Annotated in this window: 16 protein-coding genes; 2 read left to right on the top strand and 14 right to left on the bottom strand. The window is 65.5% G+C overall.

Going from position 1 to position 19,736, the window contains the following annotated elements:
* Positions 1–58: 58 nt before the first annotated feature.
* From ACKI1H_RS07480 to ACKI1H_RS07470, 3 genes are all read right to left on the bottom strand, one after another.
* Complete coding sequence (locus ACKI1H_RS07480; RefSeq protein ID WP_017516587.1) at positions 59–610, bottom strand: helix-turn-helix domain-containing protein; 552 nt, start codon at positions 608–610, stop codon at positions 59–61.
* Positions 611–623: 13 nt separating this feature from the next.
* Positions 624–1,913, bottom strand: coding sequence for an NAD(P)/FAD-dependent oxidoreductase (locus ACKI1H_RS07475; RefSeq protein ID WP_440468033.1), 1,290 nt, complete (start codon positions 1,911–1,913; stop codon positions 624–626).
* A gap of 106 nt (positions 1,914–2,019) precedes the next feature.
* Positions 2,020–2,778 (bottom strand): COG4705 family protein, encoded by a 759-nt coding sequence (locus tag ACKI1H_RS07470; protein WP_138525574.1) that lies wholly within the window; start codon positions 2,776–2,778, stop codon positions 2,020–2,022.
* Between the two features lie 299 nt (positions 2,779–3,077).
* On the opposite strand from ACKI1H_RS07470, the gene fnr reads away from it, so the two are divergent.
* Entirely contained in the window at positions 3,078–3,779 is a 702-nt protein-coding gene (gene fnr, locus ACKI1H_RS07465) for a fumarate/nitrate reduction transcriptional regulator Fnr (RefSeq protein ID WP_138525573.1), read from the top strand.
* A gap of 162 nt (positions 3,780–3,941) precedes the next feature.
* On the opposite strand, the gene ACKI1H_RS07460 is transcribed toward fnr, so the two are convergent.
* Positions 3,942–5,915, bottom strand: coding sequence for a PhoX family protein (locus ACKI1H_RS07460; protein ID WP_440468032.1), 1,974 nt, complete (start codon positions 5,913–5,915; stop codon positions 3,942–3,944).
* A gap of 206 nt (positions 5,916–6,121) precedes the next feature.
* Positions 6,122–6,829 carry an MOSC domain-containing protein gene (locus ACKI1H_RS07455; RefSeq protein ID WP_138525324.1) on the bottom strand — a complete coding sequence of 236 codons (708 nt, stop codon included), beginning with the start codon at positions 6,827–6,829 and terminating at the stop codon, positions 6,122–6,124.
* A gap of 100 nt (positions 6,830–6,929) precedes the next feature.
* Between ACKI1H_RS07455 and ACKI1H_RS07450 the strand changes: the two genes are divergently transcribed.
* Positions 6,930–7,808: a LysR family transcriptional regulator gene (locus ACKI1H_RS07450; RefSeq protein WP_138525325.1), complete on the top strand. Its 879-nt coding sequence runs from the start codon at positions 6,930–6,932 to the stop codon at positions 7,806–7,808.
* Between the two features lie 539 nt (positions 7,809–8,347).
* On the opposite strand, the gene ACKI1H_RS07445 is transcribed toward ACKI1H_RS07450, so the two are convergent.
* The 9 genes from ACKI1H_RS07445 to bioF all read right to left on the bottom strand — a co-directional run bounded on the left by ACKI1H_RS07445 (position 8,348) and on the right by bioF (position 19,623).
* Complete coding sequence (locus tag ACKI1H_RS07445; RefSeq protein ID WP_138525326.1) at positions 8,348–10,126, bottom strand: acyl-CoA dehydrogenase C-terminal domain-containing protein; 1,779 nt, start codon at positions 10,124–10,126, stop codon at positions 8,348–8,350.
* Between the two features lie 207 nt (positions 10,127–10,333).
* Positions 10,334–12,130, bottom strand: a complete 1,797-nt coding sequence (locus tag ACKI1H_RS07440) for an acyl-CoA dehydrogenase C-terminal domain-containing protein (RefSeq protein WP_138525327.1) — start codon at positions 12,128–12,130, stop codon at positions 10,334–10,336.
* Positions 12,131–12,249: 119 nt separating this feature from the next.
* Complete coding sequence (locus ACKI1H_RS07435; protein ID WP_440468031.1) at positions 12,250–13,530, bottom strand: diguanylate cyclase; 1,281 nt, start codon at positions 13,528–13,530, stop codon at positions 12,250–12,252.
* A 171-nt stretch (positions 13,531–13,701) separates the two neighbouring features.
* Positions 13,702–15,507, bottom strand: coding sequence for a phenylacyl-CoA dehydrogenase (locus ACKI1H_RS07430; protein WP_138525329.1), 1,806 nt, complete (start codon positions 15,505–15,507; stop codon positions 13,702–13,704).
* A gap of 308 nt (positions 15,508–15,815) precedes the next feature.
* Positions 15,816–16,046 (bottom strand): hypothetical protein, encoded by a 231-nt coding sequence (locus ACKI1H_RS07425; RefSeq protein ID WP_081519677.1) that lies wholly within the window; start codon positions 16,044–16,046, stop codon positions 15,816–15,818.
* A gap of 74 nt (positions 16,047–16,120) precedes the next feature.
* Positions 16,121–16,804: a dethiobiotin synthase gene (gene bioD / locus ACKI1H_RS07420; RefSeq protein ID WP_440468030.1), complete on the bottom strand. Its 684-nt coding sequence runs from the start codon at positions 16,802–16,804 to the stop codon at positions 16,121–16,123.
* Positions 16,805–16,909: 105 nt separating this feature from the next.
* A complete protein-coding gene (gene bioC, locus ACKI1H_RS07415) occupies positions 16,910–17,707 on the bottom strand; it encodes a malonyl-ACP O-methyltransferase BioC (protein ID WP_440468029.1) in 798 nt (265 codons plus the stop codon).
* Positions 17,700–18,425, bottom strand: a complete 726-nt coding sequence (locus ACKI1H_RS07410; RefSeq protein ID WP_440468028.1) for an alpha/beta fold hydrolase — start codon at positions 18,423–18,425, stop codon at positions 17,700–17,702. Before ACKI1H_RS07410 ends, bioC begins: the two co-directional genes overlap by 8 nt.
* Positions 18,418–19,623, bottom strand: coding sequence for an 8-amino-7-oxononanoate synthase (gene bioF / locus ACKI1H_RS07405; protein WP_440468027.1), 1,206 nt, complete (start codon positions 19,621–19,623; stop codon positions 18,418–18,420). The genes ACKI1H_RS07410 and bioF overlap by 8 nt, the downstream gene beginning before the upstream one ends.
* Positions 19,624–19,736: the final 113 nt, after the last annotated feature.

The raw sequence follows: 19,736 nt of genomic DNA, 5'->3' as shown, positions 1-19,736 counted from the left end.
TGCGGGGTGCGGCCGGATCGCTTTCCCAAACCAACCCTCGCGGGCTGGCTTGGGAAATTCACGTGAAGATCCACAGCACCCGTGTTGGTTTGTCGGTGAGGTTGCCGTAGCGGAACTGGCTGTGCGGCGGCAGCTGGAAACTGTCGTTGGGGTAGAGGGTGACGGTGTCGTCCTCGTACCAGATGGTCAGCTCGCCTTCGAGGACGAAGCCGCCCTGCTCCGAGCTGTCGTCCAGGTGGCCTTCGCCGCTGGTGGCGCCGGGGGCAAGGATGCTGTCGAGCACGGAGAAGCCGCCGGACATGTTCGGCGAGGCGAGGATGTCGGTGACACCACCGGCGTAATACAGGGTGCGACGGTCGTTCGGCCGGGTCACCCAGTCGCGCTCGCGGCGGGTGTCGCCGGCGTAGAAGTAAGTGGTCGGCACACCCAGGGCTTCGCTGATGGCGGTGAGGTCGGCGACCGTGGGTTGCGACAGGCCACGCTCGACCTGGGAAAGGAAGCCCACCGAGCGGCCGATCTGCTCGGCCAGCTCGCCCAGGGTGAGGTTCTTGTGCTTGCGCAGGTCGCGGATCAGCGTGGCAAGGTGGTCGTTGGCAACCGTCTGGGTCATGGCAGGTTCCGAATTAGACAAAGTCCCGCAATCGATACCAGGCCTTGCCGACGGCTTCCAGTGGCGCGGCGAAGCGCTGGCCGCCGGGGAACCCGGGATTGCGGATGCGTTGATAGAGGTCAAGCTCGTCGCTACGGCCGAACATGGCTTCGCTCACGGCGCGGGCGGCAGCCAGGCTCGGCAACACGCCGTGGCCGGAATAGCCCTGCAGCCAGTAGAGATCGCCGCGTCGGCCGATGTCCGGGGTGCGCCGCATGCTGCAGTCGATGTGCCCACCCCAGGCGTATTCCAGTTCCACGCCCTTGAGTTGCGGGAATACCCGTTCGACATAGGGCCGCGTGGCGGCGCGTATGTCCGAGGGCATGCCACCCAGGTAGGTGCAGCCGCCACCGAACAGCAGGCGATGATCGGGGGTCAGGCGGAAGTAGTCGAGGACGAACTGGTTGTCGGTCACGCAGCAGTTCTTCGGCAGCAGCGAGCGGGCCAGTTCCTCGCCCAGCGGCGCGGTGGCGACCTGGTAGGTGCCCACCGGCAGGATGCGTTCGGAGACGTCGCGGTCCAGGCCGTCGATGTAGGCGTTGCAGGCCAGCACCAGGGAGGCGCAGCGCACGCTGCCATGCTCGGTGGTCACTTCATAGCCGTTCCCGCTCTCGCGGAAGCTCAGTGCGCGGGTCTGCTCGAAGATGCGCCCGCCGGCGCGCTCGATGGCATCGGCGAGGCCGTAAGCGAGCTTGAGCGGATTCAGGTGCGCGGAGTTCGGGTCGTACAGGCCAGCCTGGTAGCGGTCGCTGGCGATCCACTGCGGAAGGTCTTCACGGGGGATGAACTGCAGGCCTTCATAGCCCCAGCGGCGATTGGCTTCCGCCTGCCAGTCGTAGAGCGAACCGACCCGGCGTTGCAGCACGGCGGTCCACAGGTGGCCGATGCGGTAATCGCAGTCGAAGCCATGGCGTTGCGGCAGGTCGCGCAGTTCGTGGGCAGCCCAGAGCATGCCCTGCCACAGGCGCAACGCGCCTTCGTGGCCGAGGTCGTCCTCGATCGGGCCCAGGTCGCTGGACCAGCCCGGAAGCGCCTGCCCGCCATTGCGTCCGGAGGCAGCCCAGGCGATGCGGCTGGCCTCGATCATGCAGACCTGGCGGCCACCTTCGACCAGTTGCAGCGCCGTGTGCAGGCCGCTGAAGCCGGCGCCGATGACCAGGACTTCGCATTCCAGCGGTTCGCGCAGCGCATCGCGCGGCTGGATCAGCTCGGGGTTGGCGCCGGCGTAGTAGGTGCCGACCGGTTCGGGCGAACGCAGGAACATCGCGACCTCGTGAAATTGTTCTGATTATTTTTCATGAAAAATAACAGAACAAATTTCACAAGGCTAGCCCGTCGCGTTTTCACGGGACGGGCTGCATGTCAAACCGTCAGGATGACAGCACCGCGGCGCTGCTCTGCTCCTCGCGCTTCAGCCTTACGCTGACCACCACCACCAGCGCGACCAGGATGCCGGCAAGGATGGCCGAGGAGCCGATGGTGCCGAAGTCCAGCCCGCCCTTCTCGTGGGACTTGGTCAGCACGTCGCCCAGGGTCGCGCCGAACGGACGGGTCAGCACGAAGGCCACCCAGAACAGCAGCACCGAGGACAGCTTGGTGAAATAGTGCAGCGCCACCACCACGGCGATCAGGCTGCCGATCAGCAGTGCGCCGCCAGCGAAGCCCAGGCCGGAGTCGTCGGCGAGGAAGTCGCCCAGCGCAGTGCCCAGGGTGTTGGAGAAAAGGATGGCGATCCAGTAGAACATCTCGCCCTTGAAGCTGCGGATGTTGTCCACCGACAGCGAGGTGCCGCTGAAACGCCACAGCGCGAAGATCGCCACCAGGATACTGATCAGGATCGCCGAGCCGGTGGCGTAGCCGAGCCCCAGGGTACGGTCCATGAAGTCGGACATGGTGGTGCCGGCGGTGCTGGTGGAAAGAATCACCAGCCAGTACAGCCAGGGCACGTAGCGCTTGCTGGCGAGCTGGCCGATGAGGGTGACGACGAACAGGCTGATGAGGATCAGCGAGCTGATGGCATAGCCGACGTTGAGGGTCATCGACAGCAGGTCGCCGGCGGTTTCCCCCAGGGTGGTGGCGCAGATCTTCATCACCCAGAAGGCCAGGGTGATCTGTGGCAGTTTATTCACGACGTATCTCCGGAAAATGAGCGGGATCGACGCGCGTCCTCCCGACCGGTCGCGTCGCAGCACCCCGGAGTTCCTGTGGTCTCCCCCAATAGCCCCAGGTGCATGGGCGTGGAGACTGAGGTCGGCGCGGTGAAGAAAGGGTCAAGCGGGTATGAAAAATCCATTGGCCAGCTTCCCGACTGACGATCCGACGGATGACAGATGGCTGTCAGTTGCTATGGTTCTACCAGGGGGCAATGCGCCCGAGGAACGCTGAATTGCGCGCGATTAGCCGGCGCATGGGGATATGGATGAATCAGATGATCAAACCGCAACCGTACTGCAAGAACTGCCGGCTGGCGCCGCCAACCCTGAGCGACGACAAGGTCCAGGAGCTGGAGGCGATCATCAAGCCGGGGCATCTGCTGCACAAGGGGGACTTCGTGTTCCGCCAGGGCGACCCGTTCCATAGCGTGTTCCTGGTGCGCTCCGGTTCGATCAAGACCTTCACCACCAACGAACAGGGCCTGGAGAAGATCACCGGCTTCTACTTCGCCACGGAGATCTTCGGCTTCTCCGGCATGGGTGAAGGCAGCTACCCGGTATCGGCACAGGCGCTGGAAAGCACCCTGTGCAGCGAGATTCCGTTCAACCAGCTGGAGGAACTGTCGATCCAGATTCCGGGGTTGTCGCACCAGATCATGCTGATGATGAGCCGCAAGATCCGCGAGGATCAGCAGATGAAGCTGCTGCTCTCGCGGCTGAATTCGGACTCGCGCATTGCTGCCTTCCTGCTGAACATTTCCGCGCACTTCCGCGAGCGCGGCTTTTCCGCCACGCGCTTCCGCCTGAGCATGTCGCGCAACGAAATCGGCGATTACCTGGGGCTGGCGGTGGAGACGGTCTCGCGCAGCTTCACTCGCCTGCAGAAGCACGGCCTGATCCGGGTGGATGGTCGGGAGACGGAGATCGTCGATTTCACCGAGCTGTGCGCGCTGGCCGGGGGTGAGGTCGAGCTTTAAGGTTCCAGCGGACCTTGTTCGCGAGCAAGCTCGCTCCTATCAGGGTCCGCATTCCCCCCTGGTGGTTCCGTGCCAGCTCCTGCTCTTGTAGGAGCGAGCTTGCTCGCGAACCGCCCAAGCGGCGAGTTTCTCTAAAGCCCCTCACCCTCGCCACTCGGCCCATCAAGTCCCGATCACGCCCCCATCGTCCTTGGTGATCACCAACGTCGTCGAACGCGGGATGCTCTTGCCGTCGCTGGCTGGGAAGCTGATGCCCGGGTGCTGGATATTCACCCACAGCGTCTTGCCATCCGGCGTCTGGGTGATGCCGGTCAGCTCGCAGCCGCGCGGGCCGACCAGGAAGCGCCGCACCTCGCGGCTGTGCGGGTCGGCGCAGAGCAGCTGGTTGCAGCCCATGGCCTGCATTGGCGCTTCGGCGTCGTCGTAGTCGGTCTCGATCCACAGGCGACCGGCGGTGTCGAAGTACAGGCCGTCCGGCGAGGAGAAGATGTCGCCGTTGATGGTGCCGATCAGGTTCTCCGGCGCGTTGGCGCCCTTGTGCTCGCCGGCCAGCAGGAAGATTTCCCACTGGAAGGTGGTGGCGGTCGGATCGCCGCCGGTTTCGTTCCAGCGCAGGATCTGCCCGTGGAGGTTCTCCTGGCGCGGGTTGGCGGCGTCCACCGGCTGCTTCTTGCCGCGCGCGTCGTTGTTGGTGAGGCTGACATAGACCTCGCGGGTGGTCTGCTGTACGGCGACCCATTCGGGGCGGTCCATGGGTGTGGCGCCGAGCTTGTCGGCAGCAGCGCGGGCGTTGACCAGCACTTCGGCCTGGCTGGCGAAACCGTTCTCGGCGGTCAGGCCGTTCTGCCCGTGCACCAGCGGCAGCCACTGTCCGCTGCCGTCGGCGTTGAAGCGGGCGACGTAGAGGATGCCTTCGTCCAGCAGATCAATATTCGCCGCGCGGTTGTTCGGCTGGTACTGGCCCGCCGGGACAAACTTGTAGATGTACTCGCCCTTGGTGTCATCGCCGTAGTAGAAGGCCATGCGGTTGTCGGCGCCCAGCGAGAGGGTCGAGCACTCGCGGCAGAAACGGCCGACGGCGGTGCGCTTCTTCGGCGTGGATGCCGGATCGAATGGGTCGATCTCCACCACCCAGCCAAACCGGTTCGGCTCGTTGACGTGGCCGCCGTGGGGCTGGTCCGCCTTGGGCGTGGCGTCGAAGCGCTCATCCACCGCTTCCCAGGCGTAATAGTTGCTGAACTGGCCGTTGGACAGGCCGTAGCGCTTGTGCGAAACGCGCTGGGCGTAGTCGCCCTTGTCGCGGTTGACGAAGTACTGGTGCCAGTTCTCTTCGCAGGCCAGGTAAGTGCCCCAGGGCGTAACGCCCATGGAGCAGTTGTTCAGGGTGCCGAGCACCTGTCTGGCCTCGGGGTCGCTGGCGGTGCGCAGCAGGTCGTGGCCGGCCAGGGGACCGGACAGGTCCAGCGGCGAGCTGCCGGTGATGCGGCGGTTGTAGCTCGAGCCTTCGACACGCTGCCAGTGGCCGCCGGCGTCCTTCTTCACCTCGATCACGCTCAGCCCGTGGGCGGCGATCTCCTTGCGCACTTCGCCTTCCGGGCGGCCGCGCGAACCATCGGGGCGGGCCTCGAAGGTCTGGCCCTTGGGGTGCAGCGTCGGGTTGATGTACTCGTGGTTGATCACCAGCAGGCCGTGGCTGTCCGGCGCATCGGGGAAGGGGAAGTAGTGCATGCCGTCATGGTTGTCGCCGGCCTGCAGCTCCTGGGCTTTCCAGTCCTCGCTGGCGTCGCCTTTCCAGGCCGGTGAGCCGCTCACCACGGCGTCGCCCCAGGAGAAGAACGGCCGTGCGCTGTAGCCTTCGGCGACGATCACCCGGTCGAACTTCGGGTCCTGCTGCACCGGCACGCCCTTGAAGCCCAGCAACCCGGTGGGCACCGGGGCGTCGGCGGCGAACAGCGAGCGGCCGGGGAACAGGCTGCCGCCAAGGAAGCCGACGGCGCCCAGCACCAGGCTGTTCTTCAGCAGGCGGCGGCGCGAGGCATCGATGAGCTCGCTCATCGGCACGTTGCCGGAGGGGTTGATCGGCTGGTCGTCGAAGGCCGCCAGTCGGTCGTGGAAATCCTGGAAACGCTCGCTCATCAGAAGGTTCCTTCCGCACGGCCGTCTTTCTGACGGCTCGGGTTGTCAGTAGAAGCTATCGGCGGAAGGTTAGGAATGCGGTGTTACGTCGGCATGACAACGCCGCCGAGCCCTGTGACAGGCTCGGCGGCGGCAATAAAAGCCGCCCCGCAGGACCAAGACGACGTCCGGGGGCGGGCGCGAGGGCATTTGCGAAACAGTGCGGCTCAGCTCTGCAGGCCGCCCTGCTCCGAACATTCGGGGCCCGCCAGGCGGGCCGTCCAGTCTTCCAGCACGCCACTGGTGAGGCGTTGCGCGGCGGTCTTGCGCCAGCGCAGGGAGAGCGCGTCGCAGGCCATCATCAGGCGCAGTCCGGTACGTTCCAGCGGTTGGCCGAAGTACCAGTCCAGCAGGCTCGCCACGGTGAGCTGCGGGTAATGCCGCTGCACCAGCTCCAGCGGTGCGTCGGGGGCGACCATGCCGGAACGGCGCACCCGGTAGAACCAGCCACAGCGCCCCTGCTCCTGTACCTCGAAAGGCAGTTCGGGCAGGTTCCAGCGCTTGGCCAGGCGGTAGCTGGGCGAGCGCGGCTGGCTCACTTCGATCAGCGCTTCACCCCAGCGAAACAGGTCGCCGATGCAGACCTCCTGCTCATTGAGGCCGAAGGTCGACAGGTTCTCGCCGAAGGCCGGCTGTCGCCAGCGCGTCTGCGGGTGCTGCTTGCGCCAGTGGCGATAGTGCTCGGCCGGGTAGTGGTGCAGCGCGCGATCCAGGCCACCATCGCGACGAAGGTCAGCCCGTGCGTCACCCGGTAGCCCTTCGGCGCCGAGCCAGACTTCCTGATGCGTTTCCAGCTTGCCGATGTCGCTGAGCAAACCTCCCCAGCTTTCTTCGACTTTGCCTATGAAAACGCCCTGGATGACGATGCTTTCCACCTTTGTCTACCCATCTGAGACAGCGGACAAGCGCTAGAGTAGAGGCCTGGATAGGCAACACTCCATTTCGATTTTCCAGTTTCGTTGATAAGCAGACCTTATGGATTTCCGCCAACTCCGCTATTTCGTTGCGCTGTATGAGGAAGGCCACGTCGGGCGCGCCGCCGAACGCCTGGCGATTTCCCAGCCGGCGCTGTCGCAGCAGATCCGTCAGCTGGAGCAGAACCTCGACGTGGCGCTGTTCCAGCGCAGCGGCAAACGCCTGCTGCCCACCGCCGCCGCACATACGCTGTACAACCACGCGGTGCCGCTCCTGGAAGGCCTGGAGCGCGCCCGCGAGGCACTGCGGGGATTTCGCGGCCAGACCGCACGCAGCCTGACTATCGGTGTGCTGCAGACGGTCAACGCGAGCCTGGTGCCGCACCTGGTGGAACGTCTGCATGCAGCGCAGCCACACGTGCAGGTGCGCATCTACGAGCTCTCCGGGGTGGAGATCGAGCGCCGCCTGCTGATCGGCCAGCTGGATATCGGCATCGGCTTCCTGCCGCCGCGCCAGCCGGCACTGCACGGCGTGGAGCTGTATCCGGACGAGCTGCAACTGGTGATCCCGGCGGATCATCCGCTGAAGGATTTCAAGAAGGTGTCGCTGGCCCAGGCGGCGGAATTGCCGATGCTGCTGCTCGGCGAAGAATTCCGCGTCCGGCAGATCTGGCAGGAACAGCTGGCAGCCATCGGCCGGCGGCCAAGGGTGCAGGCGGAGCTGAACCACATGAGCGGCATCCTCGACAGCCTGCCGCAAAGTCGTTTCGCGACCGTGCTGCCTGGCCGTACCCGACAAATACACGCTCACAAGGACCTGCTCTGGAAACCCTTGAGCGAACCACGGATTCCCTTGAGCGTGGGGTTGGTCTATCGCGATGCGCAGCGGCAACAGCCGACGGTGGAGCTACTGCGATCGTTGCTCGACGGAGCAGTCTGACGACCACCAGGGGTGATGGGTATCGCTACGCTCCACACCATCCTACGTTCGCGCTCCATGTCTGCCCCGCCACCGTTTGTAGGATGGGTGGAGCGCAGCGATACCCATGCGGATGCCCGCCGCGTAGGGCGCATAACCTGGAACAGGTCATGCGCCGGCCCGGACGATGGCGGATAACGCTGGCGCGTTAATCGTCCTACGGGTGAGCAGTCCACGCAGGCTCGGGTTTGAGGTGCAGGAATCCCAGGCAAAGAAAAAACCCCGCCTCTTGCGAAGCGGGGTTTTGCAGACCGATATCCTGACGTCCGTGCTAGCCACCGTCCTTGGTGGATTCCCTTGTTTCCGTATTGTCGTTGGCGCTTCCTGCGCAATGTCCTGACTGAGAGAAAGGTTACCGCTGTAGGCCTTTGTCAGATAGACGCCGATCACCACCGCTGTTTGTAAGCCATGGCTTACAAAGATTCGAAATAGCACCCTTGGAAAAAGAAATATCCCCATAAAAAAGCCCCGCCGGAGCGGGGCTTTTCAGACGCGGAGGCTCAGAACTGCGTGGCATCCAGCAGGTACAGCGACTCGCTGCCAGCCTTCACCGAGGCGCTCAGGGAGTGGATGCGCGGCAGCAGGCGGGCGAAGTAGAAGCGCGCGGTGCCCAGCTTGCTGGCGTAGAACTCGTCCTGGCCTTCCTTGCCCAGCGAAGCGCGAGCCATCAGGGCCCACATGTAGGCGTAGGCGGTGTAGCCGAAGGCGTGCAGGTACTCGACCGAGGCGGCGCCGATCTCGTTCGGGTTGCCCTTGGCACGGTCCAGGACCCAGGCGGTCAGCTCGTCCAGATTCTGCACGGCGGCGTTCAGCGGGCCGGTGAACTCGGCCAGCTCGGCGGAGGCAGAAGCGGTGAAGGCGCGGATCTCGTCGGTGAACAGCTTGGCGTAGGCGCCGCCGCTGCCGACGATCTTGCGGCCCATCAGATCCAGCGCCTGGATGCCGTTGGTGCCTTCGTAGATCTGGGTGATGCGGCAATCGCGCACCAGCTGCTCCTGGCCCCACTCGCGGATGAAGCCGTGGCCGCCGAAGATCTGCTGGCCGTGAATAGTGGTTTCCAGGCCCATGTCGGTGAGGAAGGCCTTGGCCACCGGGGTCAGCAGGGCGACCAGTTCCTCGGCGCGCTTGCGGGTGGTCGGCTCTTCGCTGTACTTGGCGGTGTCCAGCTGCATGGCGACGTAGCTGGAGAAGGCACGGCCGCCTTCGTTCAGGGCCTTCATGGTGAGCAGCATGCGGCGCACGTCCGGGTGAACGATGATCGGGTCGGCAGCCTTGTCCTTGGCGACCGGGCCGGTCGGCGCGCGGCTCTGGATACGCTCGCGGGCGTATTCCACGGCGCTCTGGTAGGAACGCTCGCCGGTGGCCAGGCCCTGGATGCCCACGCCCAGGCGCTCGTAGTTCATCATGGTGAACATGGCGGCCAGGCCCTTGTTCGGCGCATCGACGATCCAGCCGGTGGCGCCGTCGAAGTTCATCACGCAGGTGGCGGAGCCCTTGATGCCCATCTTGTGCTCGATGGAGCCACAGGACACGGCGTTGCGCTCGGCCAGGGAGCCGTCGGCGTTGACCATCACCTTCGGCACCAGGAACAGCGAGATGCCCTTGGAGCCGGCCGGCGCGTCGGGGAGCTTGGCCAGCACCAGGTGGATGATGTTCTCGGTCAGGTCATGCTCGCCGCCGGTGATGAAAATCTTGGTGCCGGAAATCTTGTAGCTGCCGTCAGCCTGCGGCTCGGCCTTGGTGCGGATGATGCCCAGGTCGGTGCCGGCGTGCGGCTCAGTCAGGCACATGGAACCGGCCCAGGTGCCGGCGTACATGTTCGGCAGGTACTTGGCTTTCAGTTCTTCGCTGGCGTGGTTGAGCAGCGACAGGCAGGCGCCGGCAGTCAGCATCGGGTACAGGCCGAAGGACAGGTTGGCCGAGTTGACCATTTCCTCGACCTGGGCACCGATCACCTTGGGCATGCCCATGCCGCCGAACTCCGGCGCGCCGCCGACACCCACCCAGCCGCCTTCGGCGTAGGTGCGGTAGGCCTCGGGGAAGCCAGCCGGGGTCTTCACGCCCTCGGCGCTCCAGCTGCAGCCTTCTTCGTCGCCGCTGCGGTTCAGCGGGGCGATCACGCCGCCGGTAACCTTGCCGGCCTCTTCGAGAATCGCGGACGCCGTCTCGGCATCGACGGTTTCGGCCAGGGCGGGCAGTTCGGCCCAGAGATTGGCGACCTCGAAGACTTCATTGAGGACGAATTGCATGTCGCGCAGGGGAGCTTTGTAGTCAGCCATGATGGATCCTCGAACGAAAACGACGGCTGATCAGGCAGCCAGCGGTATCAGAATAGGAGGTACACGAAGGTACGCCGCCGGAGTTTACTCCAACAACTTTTCAGACTTTAAGCGTCATGTTGTGACCATACAACTACAGATTGGTCACATTTTGTAGCGATGGGCAGGAGGCCCGCGCAGGGCGGGCCTCCTTGTCTGGCGCGGGGTTTACAGGGCGAACTGCTCGGCCGACAGGCGCATCAGCACCTCGGAACCCGCCTCAGCCGCTGCCACATGGCCCGACGCGCGGGGCAGCAGGCGACTGAAGTAGAACTCGGCGGTGGCCAGCTTGGTTTCGTAGAAGGCCTTCTCTCCGGCGCCCTCCTCCAGCTTCTGCCCGGCGACGAGCGCCATGCGCAGCCAGAAGTAACCGAGGGTGACGTAGCCGGAGAACATCAGGTAGTCCACCGAGGCGGCGCCGACTTCGTCCGGGTTCTTCATGGCGGCCATGCCGACCTTCTGGGTCAGCTCGCCCCACTGCTTGTTCAGCGCCGCCAGCTGGGCCACCTGGGCTTTCAACCGCGGGTGTTCGGCGTGTTGCTGGCAGAGCTGGTGCACCAGCTTGGTGAAGCCCATCAGCAGCTTGCCCTGGCTGCCGAGGACCTTGCGGCCCAGCAGGTCCAGCGCCTGGATACCATTGGTGCCCTCGTAGATCGGCGCGATGCGACAGTCGCGCACCAGCTGCTCCATGCCCCACTCGCGGATGAAGCCGTGGCCGCCGAACACCTGCATGCCGTGGTTGGTGACTTCCAGGCCGGTCTCGGTCATGAAGGCCTTGCAGATCGGCGTGAGGAAGGCCAACAGGTTGGCCGCGCGCTCGCGCTCCTCGGCGTCCTGGGACAGGTGCTCGATGTCCAGCAGTTGCGCGGTGAAGTAGGCCAGCGCGCGGTTGCCTTCGTTGAACGCCTTCATGGTCAGCAGCATGCGGCGCACGTCCGGGTGGACGATGATCGGGTCGGCGGGCTTCTCCGGCGCCTTCGGGCCGGTCAGCGAGCGCATCTGCAGACGGTCCTGGGCGTAGCGCACCGCGCCCTGGTAGCTGGTCTCGCCAAGGCAGAGACCCTGCATGCCGGTGCCCAGGCGCGCGTGGTTCATCATGGTGAACATGCAGGCCAGGCCCTTGTTGGCCTCGCCGATCAGGAAGCCCTTGGCGCCGTCGAAGTTCATCACGCAGGTGGCCGAGGCCTTGATGCCCATCTTGTGCTCGATGGAGCCACAGGCCACGGCGTTGCGCTCGCCGGCGTCGCCGTTCGCGTCCAGGTTGAACTTGGGCACGATGAACAGCGAGATGCCCTTGGTGCCGGCCGGTGCGTCAGGCAGCTTGGCCAGGACCAGGTGGATGATGTTCTCGGAGAGGTCGTGCTCACCGGCGGAGATGAAGATCTTGGTGCCGGTGATCGCGTAGCTGCCGTCGGCGTTGGGCACGGCTCGGGTCTTGATGATGCCCAGGTCGGTGCCGCAGTGCGGCTCGGTGAGGCACATGGTGCCGGTCCAGATCGCGCTGGTCATGCGCGGCAGGTAGGTGGTCTTCTGCTCGGCGGTTCCATGGGCGTGGATGGCAGCCATGGCGCCCTTGGTCAGGCCGGGGTACATGCCCCAGGAGCAGTTGGACGCGCCGATCATCTCGCTGACCAGCAGGCCGAGGGAGGGTGGCAGGCCCTGACCGCCATATTCCGGGTCGCTGGAAACGCCGTTCCAGCCGGCCTCGACGTACTGTGCAAAGGCTTCCTTGAAGCCCTTGGGCGTGGTCACCACACCGTTGTCGAAGTGGCAGCCTTCCTCGTCGCCGGAGCGGTTCAGCGGGGCGATGACCTGCTCGCAGAACTTCGCGCCTTCCTCGAGGATGGCGGCGAACATGTCCGGGGTGGCGTCGGTGGCGCCGAGGGCTTCGTAGCGGCCGGTGAAGTCGAAGACTTCGTCGGTGAGGAAGCGCACGTCGCGCAGGGGGGCCTTGTACTCGGGCATCGCGAATCTCCGTTCGGTTCGGGGCGCCAGCACGGCGCGGAAACCTCGAACCTAACGGCCCATGACCGCCCGGACAATCACGCTGCACGCGCTGAATGCGGGGTCATAACCCGGCCGGGTCAGGCAGTGCGCACCGCTCCGCGACGGGATTGCCCATGCACGGCCACGCGGTTGCGCCCGCCGCTCTTGGCCGAGTACAGCGCCTCGTCAGCGCCCTTGATGACCTCCTCCGGGCTGCGACGCTCACCATCGCGCTCGGCGACGCCGATGCTGATGGTTACCGAGACGGTCTGCGCGTCCTTGCCGCTGCGCTTGCTGCGGCCCTGGCGGTCGTTTCTGGGACGGTTGCCACGGTCGCGCAGATGCATCGCATAGCCCTCGATGGCCTGACGCACGCCGTCCAGATAAGGCAGGCACTGCTCCACCGTCTTGCCGGCGAACACCAGGGTGAATTCTTCACCGCCATAACGGTACGCCTTGCCACCGCCACCGGTGCGACGCAGTTGGCTGGCGACCATGCGCAGCACCTGGTCGCCGACATCGTGGCCATGGCTGTCGTTGAATTTCTTGAAGTGGTCCACGTCGATCATCGCCAGCACGTACTGCTGGCCGAGGCGCTGGAAACGCTCGTTCAGCGCGCGGCGGCCGGGCAGGCCGGTGAGTTCGTCGCGGAAGGCCATCTGGTAGGCCTCGTGCGCGACCGCACCGGCCAGGGTAAGCATCACCAGGCTGGTCATCACGGTCAGCGCATGGGGCAGGATGAACACCTTGGGCAGCATCCACAGCAGCCCGAGCAGGCCCACCAATTGTGCGGCGTGCAGCGGCCGCGGCTGGCGCACGTAGGCGGCGACCAGGGCGATGAAGGCCATGAGGAAACCGAAGTAGGACAGCTGCGCCAGGTTCATCCACTGGCCGTGCAGGGCCGGCCAGTAGGTATCGCTGAGCAGCTCCGCCAGGCCCTGCGGGAAACGCTTGGCCAGGGCCGTCGCCACACCGGCCACGGCAATCAGCGCGGCGCTGCGGGCCAGCAGGTCCTGCAGCAGGTGCATGCGCTCCTGCCAGATGCCGTACATCCCATAGAGCAGCGGCAGGAGCACGCAGCACAGGTGGAAGACCAGCGCAGCCTCGGGCATCACCACGCGGTGGGCCTGGAAGTAGTCGACCTGGGTATCGAGCAGGAAGTACGCAATGTACACGCAGGTCAGCATGAACAGCTGGCGCAGACGGTTGTAGACCAGGCAAAGCGCGCCACCGAGCAACAGCAACAGAGTCGGCAGGACGTTGAACAGCGAAGTGAAGAAGTCGGACAGTTCGGCCAGGGAGCCGGCGGCGATGCCGGCCGGGATCAGCAGCAGAGGCGTGAGGAAGTGGCTGAGCCGATAGGGGGCCGTGGGTCGCACAAGGGGTTCCGCAGGGTGGATACCGGGCTCACGGTCAGGCGGCCGGTAAGTGGCGTAATGATGGCATTTTCTGCAGGCATTTGTGTGATCGCCGATACGAAAAAGCCCGCCTTGCGGCGGGCTTCTTCCTGTTCAGCAGACGGACGGCAAGCCGTCCGCCTAACGCGCTGATCAGTAACCGAGGGCGAAATCTTCCTCGGCCAGGTCCATCAGGTTGTTGGCGCCGGACAGCATGGAGCCAACGTGCGCGCGGGTGCGCGGCAGGATGCGCTGGAAGTAGAAGCGCGCGGTCTTCAGCTTGGCCTGGTAGAAGGCCTCTTCGCTGGTACCGGCAGCCAGTTTCTCGGCAGCCAGGCGAGCCATGTCGGCCCAGAAGTAGGCCAGGCAGGCGTAACCGGAGAACATCAGGTAGTCGACCGAAGCGGCGCCGACTTCCTCGCGGTCCTTCATGGCAGCCATGCCGACCTTCATGGTCAGGTCGCCCCATTCCTTGTTCAGCGCCGCCAGCGGTGCAACGAACTCCTTGACCGCTTCGTTGGCTTCGTTGGCCTGGCAGAACTTGTGCACGATCTTGGTGAAGCCCTTGAGCGCTTCGCCCTGGGTCATGAGGATCTTGCGACCCAGCAGGTCCAGCGCCTGAACGCCGGTGGTGCCTTCGTACAGCATGGAGATGCGGCTGTCGCGGACGTTCTGCTCCATGCCGTGCTCGGCGATGAAGCCGTGGCCGCCATAGATCTGCACGCCGTGGTTGGCGGCTTCGAAGCCCACTTCGGTCATGAACGCCTTGGCGATCGGAGTGAGGAAGGCCAGCATCGAGTCAGCGGCTTTCTTCTCTTCTTCGTCCTGGCTGCGCTGAACGATATCGACCTGCTTGGCAGCGAAGTACAGCATGGCGCGGTTGCCTTCGGCGAAAGCCTTGGCAGTCAGCAGCATGCGGCGTACGTCCGGGTGCACGATGATCGGGTCAGCGGCTTTTTCCGGAGCTTTCGGGCCGGTCAGCGAACGCATCTGCAGACGCTCGCGAGCGTAGGCGATGCCACCCTGGAAACCGATTTCGGCGTGGGCCAGGCCTTGCAGCGCGGTACCCAGGCGAGCGGTGTTCATGAAGGTGAACATGCAGTTCAGGCCCTTGTTCGGCGGGCCGATCAGGAAGCCGGTGGCGGCGTCGAAGTTCATCACGCAGGTAGCGTTGCCGTGGATGCCCATCTTGTGCTCGATGGAGCCACAGGAAACGGCGTTGCGCTCGCCCACGTTGCCTTCGGCGTTGGGCAGGAACTTCGGCACGATGAACAGCGAGATGCCCTTGGTGCCTTGCGGGGCGTCGGGCAGGCGGGCCAGCACGATGTGGACGATGTTGTCGGCCATGTCGTGTTCGCCAGCGGAGATGAAGATCTTGGTGCCGGTGATCTTGTAGGTGCCGTCAGCCTGCGGCTCGGCCTTGGTGCGCAGCATGCCCAGGTCGGTGCCGCAATGCGGCTCGGTCAGGCACATGGTGCCGGTCCACTCGCCGGAAACCAGCTTGGTCAGGTAGGCGTGCTGCTGCTCCGGGGTACCGTGGGCGTGCAGGGTATTCATGGCGCCGTGGGACAGGCCCGGGTACATGCCCCAGGACCAGTTGGCCTGGCCGACCATCTCGCTGATGGCCAGACCGAGGGATTCGGGCAGACCCTGACCGCCGTGCTCGACGTCATGGGCCAGGCTCGGCCAGCCGCCTTCGACGAACTGCTGGTAGGCCTCTTTGAAGCCGGTCGGCGTCTTGACGCCTTCCGGGCTCCATTTGCAGCCTTCCAGGTCGCCAGTGCGGTTCAGCGGAGCGATTACCTGTTCGCAGAACTTCGCACCCTCTTCGAGGATGGCATTGACCATGTCCGGGGTAGCGTCTTCGGCGCCCGGCAGGTTCTGGTAGTGCGCTTCGTAGCCCAGCAGCTCGTCGCGAACGAAACGGATATCACGCAAGGGGGCCTTGTAATCAGGCATAGCGGTAAACCTCTACGAAGGGTTCTGGTTAATGGGCGACCGGTTGCTGCGGTCGCAGTGCGGGAGCATTCCCGGCCGCCCAGTCGGTGCGCGCACGCATCCGGACAGTCAAACAGGCGTTTGAAACATACGTTTACGCCATACCCTTGTCAAGCATGCAAACCGACCGCCTGGTCACGCTCGCCGAGCGCTCCGCAAGGTGGTTTCGCAAGGACGTCCTGAGACTAATTAAAGCCCATGGCAGAGCGGCCGGCGTGTCACGAGGACAGCCGGCCGCCAGAGCATTTCGGGTAAGGGAAAAGTGGCCGTCAGGCGCGGATATCGATGAGGGTACCGAGCGTTTCGTCGGCGGCCTGGATGACCTTGGCGTTGGCCTTGACCTCATGTTCGCCGCGGCGCAGGTCGACCAGGCGGTCGTTCAGCACTTCGCTGGGCGCGCTACCGGCAGTGGCGATGTCAGTGCTGGCGCGATCGACGCGGCGCTGGCCGTTCTGCACGCCATAAAGGCCCGCAGAGAAAGCATTACCGGAGATTTCCATCGACACGCCTCCACAGCAAAAAGCAGCAAGTGGCCAGTATTCAAGCAGACGCTTTCCGCCAGGCCAAGGGGCGGTTACAAATCCAGGATACCCAGGTCCAGGTGCGCCGCCACCGTCGCCGGGGTCGCGCGGGCCAGGCGCGGCACGCGTCCCAGGCAGGGTGCGGGCAGGCGCTCGGCGAGGGTCGCGAGGTTTTCTTCCAGACGGGAGGTCGCCGGGTCGACGATGTTTGCCACCCAACCGGCCAGCACCAGGCCGTCGCGCTGGATTGCCTCGGCGCTGAGCACGGCGTGGTTGATGCAGCCCAGTCGCACGCCGACGACAAGAATTACCGGAAGCTCCAGGGCGATGGCCAGGTCGGACAGGTTCTCCTCCCCTCCCAGCGGCACGCGCCAGCCACCGGCGCCTTCCACCAGGGTGAAATCGGCGCCCAGGTCCAGCACCGAACGCACCGGTCCCTTGAGCGCTTCCACCGTCAGCTTCACGCCCTGCTCGCGGGCAGCGAGGTGCGGGGCGATGGCCGGCTCGAAGGCGAAGGGGTTTACCTGCTCATAGGCCAGCGGCACGCTGCATTCGCCCAGCAGCGCCAGCGCGTCGGAATTGCGCAGTCCCTCGGGGCTGCGCTCGCAGCCCGAAGCCACCGGTTTGGCGGCCGCCGTGGACAACCCGACCAGCCGCGCTGCATGTAGCAGGCCGGAGGCAATGGTGGTCTTGCCGATTTCGGTATCGGTGCCGGTGACGAAGTAGGCGTGGGACATGACTTTCCTCTGGAGCTATTTGTAGGAGCGAGCTTGCTCGCGAACGGAACTCACCGGCAGCTCCAGTGCTGTGCAGGTTCGCGAGTAAGCTCGCTCCCACAGGTTTCAGGTTTTGCGCAGTACGGCGTAGACCACCCGGTAGGTCGCCGGCAGCCCCTCGGGCTGGCGGAAGCGCTCGTAGGCGGCGATCAGCGCACGCACCCGCTCACGCCCGGTGAGACCGTCGGGCCGGCCGGGGTTGAGGTTGTGCGCACCGAGCGCCTTGAGTTCATGGGTCAGGCTGCGCAGGTCGGGGAAGTGCAGGACACGGTCCTCGGTGCGCAGCTCCAGCACTTCCAGGCCGCTGCCTTGGCAATGCTGCTGGTACTGCTCGAAGGCACGAAAGCGGTTCACATGGACGAAACCGTCCACCGCTTCCCAGCTCTGCCGCAACTCACCCAGCGTGCCGACGCACAGGCTGCTGAAGGCGGCGACACCACCCGGACGCAGCACACGGCGCGCCTCATCCAGCACCGCTGGCAAATCCGCGCACCATTGCACCGCCAGGCTGGAGAACAGCAGGTCGCTCATTCCATCGCGCAATGGCAACCGTTCGGCATCGCCACCGATGAAATGCAGCGCACCACCCTGCTCGCGGGCGTGGCGCAGCATGCCCTCGGCGATATCGACGGACAGGCCATGAGCCTGTGGATAACGCGCCGCCAGGGCGCGGGTGAAATAACCGGTGCCACTGCCCAGGTCCACCCAGCGCTGCGGCGCGGTCTGCGCCGGCAGCAGCTCCAGCAGGCGGCCACCGACGGCGCGCTGCAGTTCGGCCACTGCGTCGTAGGTCGACGCGGCACGTGAGAAGGAGGCGGCTACCTGGCGTTTGTCGGGCAGCGCGCGGGTACTGCAATCAGGCATCGTCGCCCTCGTGGATAAACTTCAGGATGGCGCTCGCCACCTCGTCCGGCTGCTCCAGCGGCAGGCCGTGGCTGGCACCGGGCAACAGGCTCACTTCAACGTCCGGCAGCCAGTCGAGCAAGGCATCGGCGGCGCTTGCCGGGACCAGCGCATCGTTGGCGGCGAACAGGTGCAGCTGCGGGCCGGGATAGCGACCGAGGGCGGCGCGGGTATCGAGCTGCCCCAGCAGTTGCAGGCCGGCGGTCAAGCCTTCGGCATTCAATTGCGGCAACGCCACCTGTAGCTGGCGTGCGAGGGTACGCGCGTCGCGGGCGCCCTGGCTGACCAGCATCGTGAAGCGCTTGCGCACCAGGTGCGGTTCCAGCAGGAAGGCCTCGAAGAAGTCCTCGAAGACTTCATTGGCCATGGCATCCGGCCAGTCCTCGCGGCGGCGGAAGCAGAGATTGCTGGCGATGGTGACCAGCCCGCGGCAGGACTCTGCGCGGCGAGCCGCCAGTTCGGCGCCGAGCATGCCGCCCAGCGACCAGCCGGCAATCCAGGCGTCATGCGCGACGTTGTCGTCCAGCTCGTCGAGCCAGGCGTTCGGGTCGGCATCCGCCGGCAGCGGCTCGATCTGCACGTTCAAATGCGGCGCCTGCTCCAGCAGCGCGTCGCGCAGCGGTTCCAGGGGAGCGCTGCCCAGGCCCCAGCCCGGCAGCAGGATCAGTTGGTCACGCATCATCGCCCTCCTCGGCATCGATCTCTGCCAGAAGGCTAGACGACACGCGCTGCCAACTTTCAGCGAGCGCCACCAGCAGGCGGTCGACCTGCGCTTCGCTATGCGAGGCGGACAGCGTCACGCGCAGGCGAGCCGTGCCTGCCGGCACCGTGGGCGGACGGATCGCGCCGACCAGAATGCCTCGCTGGCGCAGCTCCGCGGACAACGCCATGGCCCGGGCGCTGCCACCGACGAGGATCGGCTGGATCGGCGTCGGGCTGTCCATCAGCTCCAGGCCGATGGCTTGGGCACCGGCGCGGAAGCGCGCGATTAGCGCATTCAGGTGATCACGGCGCCAGCTCTCGGCGCGCAGCAATTCCAGGCTCTTCAACGTGGCGCAGGCCACGGCGGGCGGCTGGCTGGTGGTGTAGATGTACGGACGGGCGAACTGGATCAGCGTCTCGATCAGCTCCTCGCTGCCGGCAACGAAAGCCCCAGCAGTGCCGAAGGCCTTGCCGAGGGTGCCGACCAGTACAGGCACGTCCTCGATCCCCAAGCCAAAGTGCTCGACGATGCCGCCACCGGTCGCACCCAGCGGGCCGAAACCGTGGGCGTCGTCGACCATCACCCAGGCGCCCTTGTCCCTGGCCTTGGCGCAGAGTGCGGGCAGGTCGGCCAGATCGCCGTCCATGCTGAACACGCCGTCGGTGACCACCAGCGTGTTGCCCTCGGTTTTCTCCAGACGAGAAGCGAGGCTGGCGGCGTCGTTGTGCAGATAGCGCGAAAAGCGCGCACTGGAAAGCAAGCCGGCATCCAGCAGTGAAGCGTGGTTGAGGCGGTCCTCCAGCACGCTGTCGCCTTTGCCGACGAGCGCAGTGACGGTGCCGAGGTTGGCCATGTAGCCGGTGGAGAACAGCAGCGCGCGCGGGCGACCGGTGAACTCGGCGAGCGCCAGCTCCAGCTCATGGTGCGGACCGCAATGGCCGTTGACCAGGTGCGAGGCGCCACCGCCAACGCCCCAGCGTTCGGCACCGGCGCGCATCGCCGCGATCACCTCGGGGTGATTGGCCAGGCCCAGGTAATCGTTGGAACAGAAGGCCAGCATCGGCTGGCCATCGATGACCACGTCCGGTCCCTGCGGCGATTCCAGCAGCGGACGGCGGCGGTAGAGGTCGTCCGCCTGGCGCTGGGCCAGACGGGCGGCGAGATCGAAAGGCATACGCAACCCCGTGTCGGCGGTGGTCCTGCAAGACGAGGACCTGTAGGAGCGAGCTTGCTCGCGAATCGCCCAGCACCGAAGTATTCGGAAAGACTGTTCGCGAGCAAGAACCA

It is taken from the genome of Pseudomonas sp. YH-1 (assembly GCF_051990045.1).
Classification (GTDB): Bacteria; Pseudomonadota; Gammaproteobacteria; order Pseudomonadales; family Pseudomonadaceae; genus Pseudomonas; species Pseudomonas nicosulfuronedens.
This window is presented reverse-complemented; position numbering and strand designations above follow the sequence as displayed.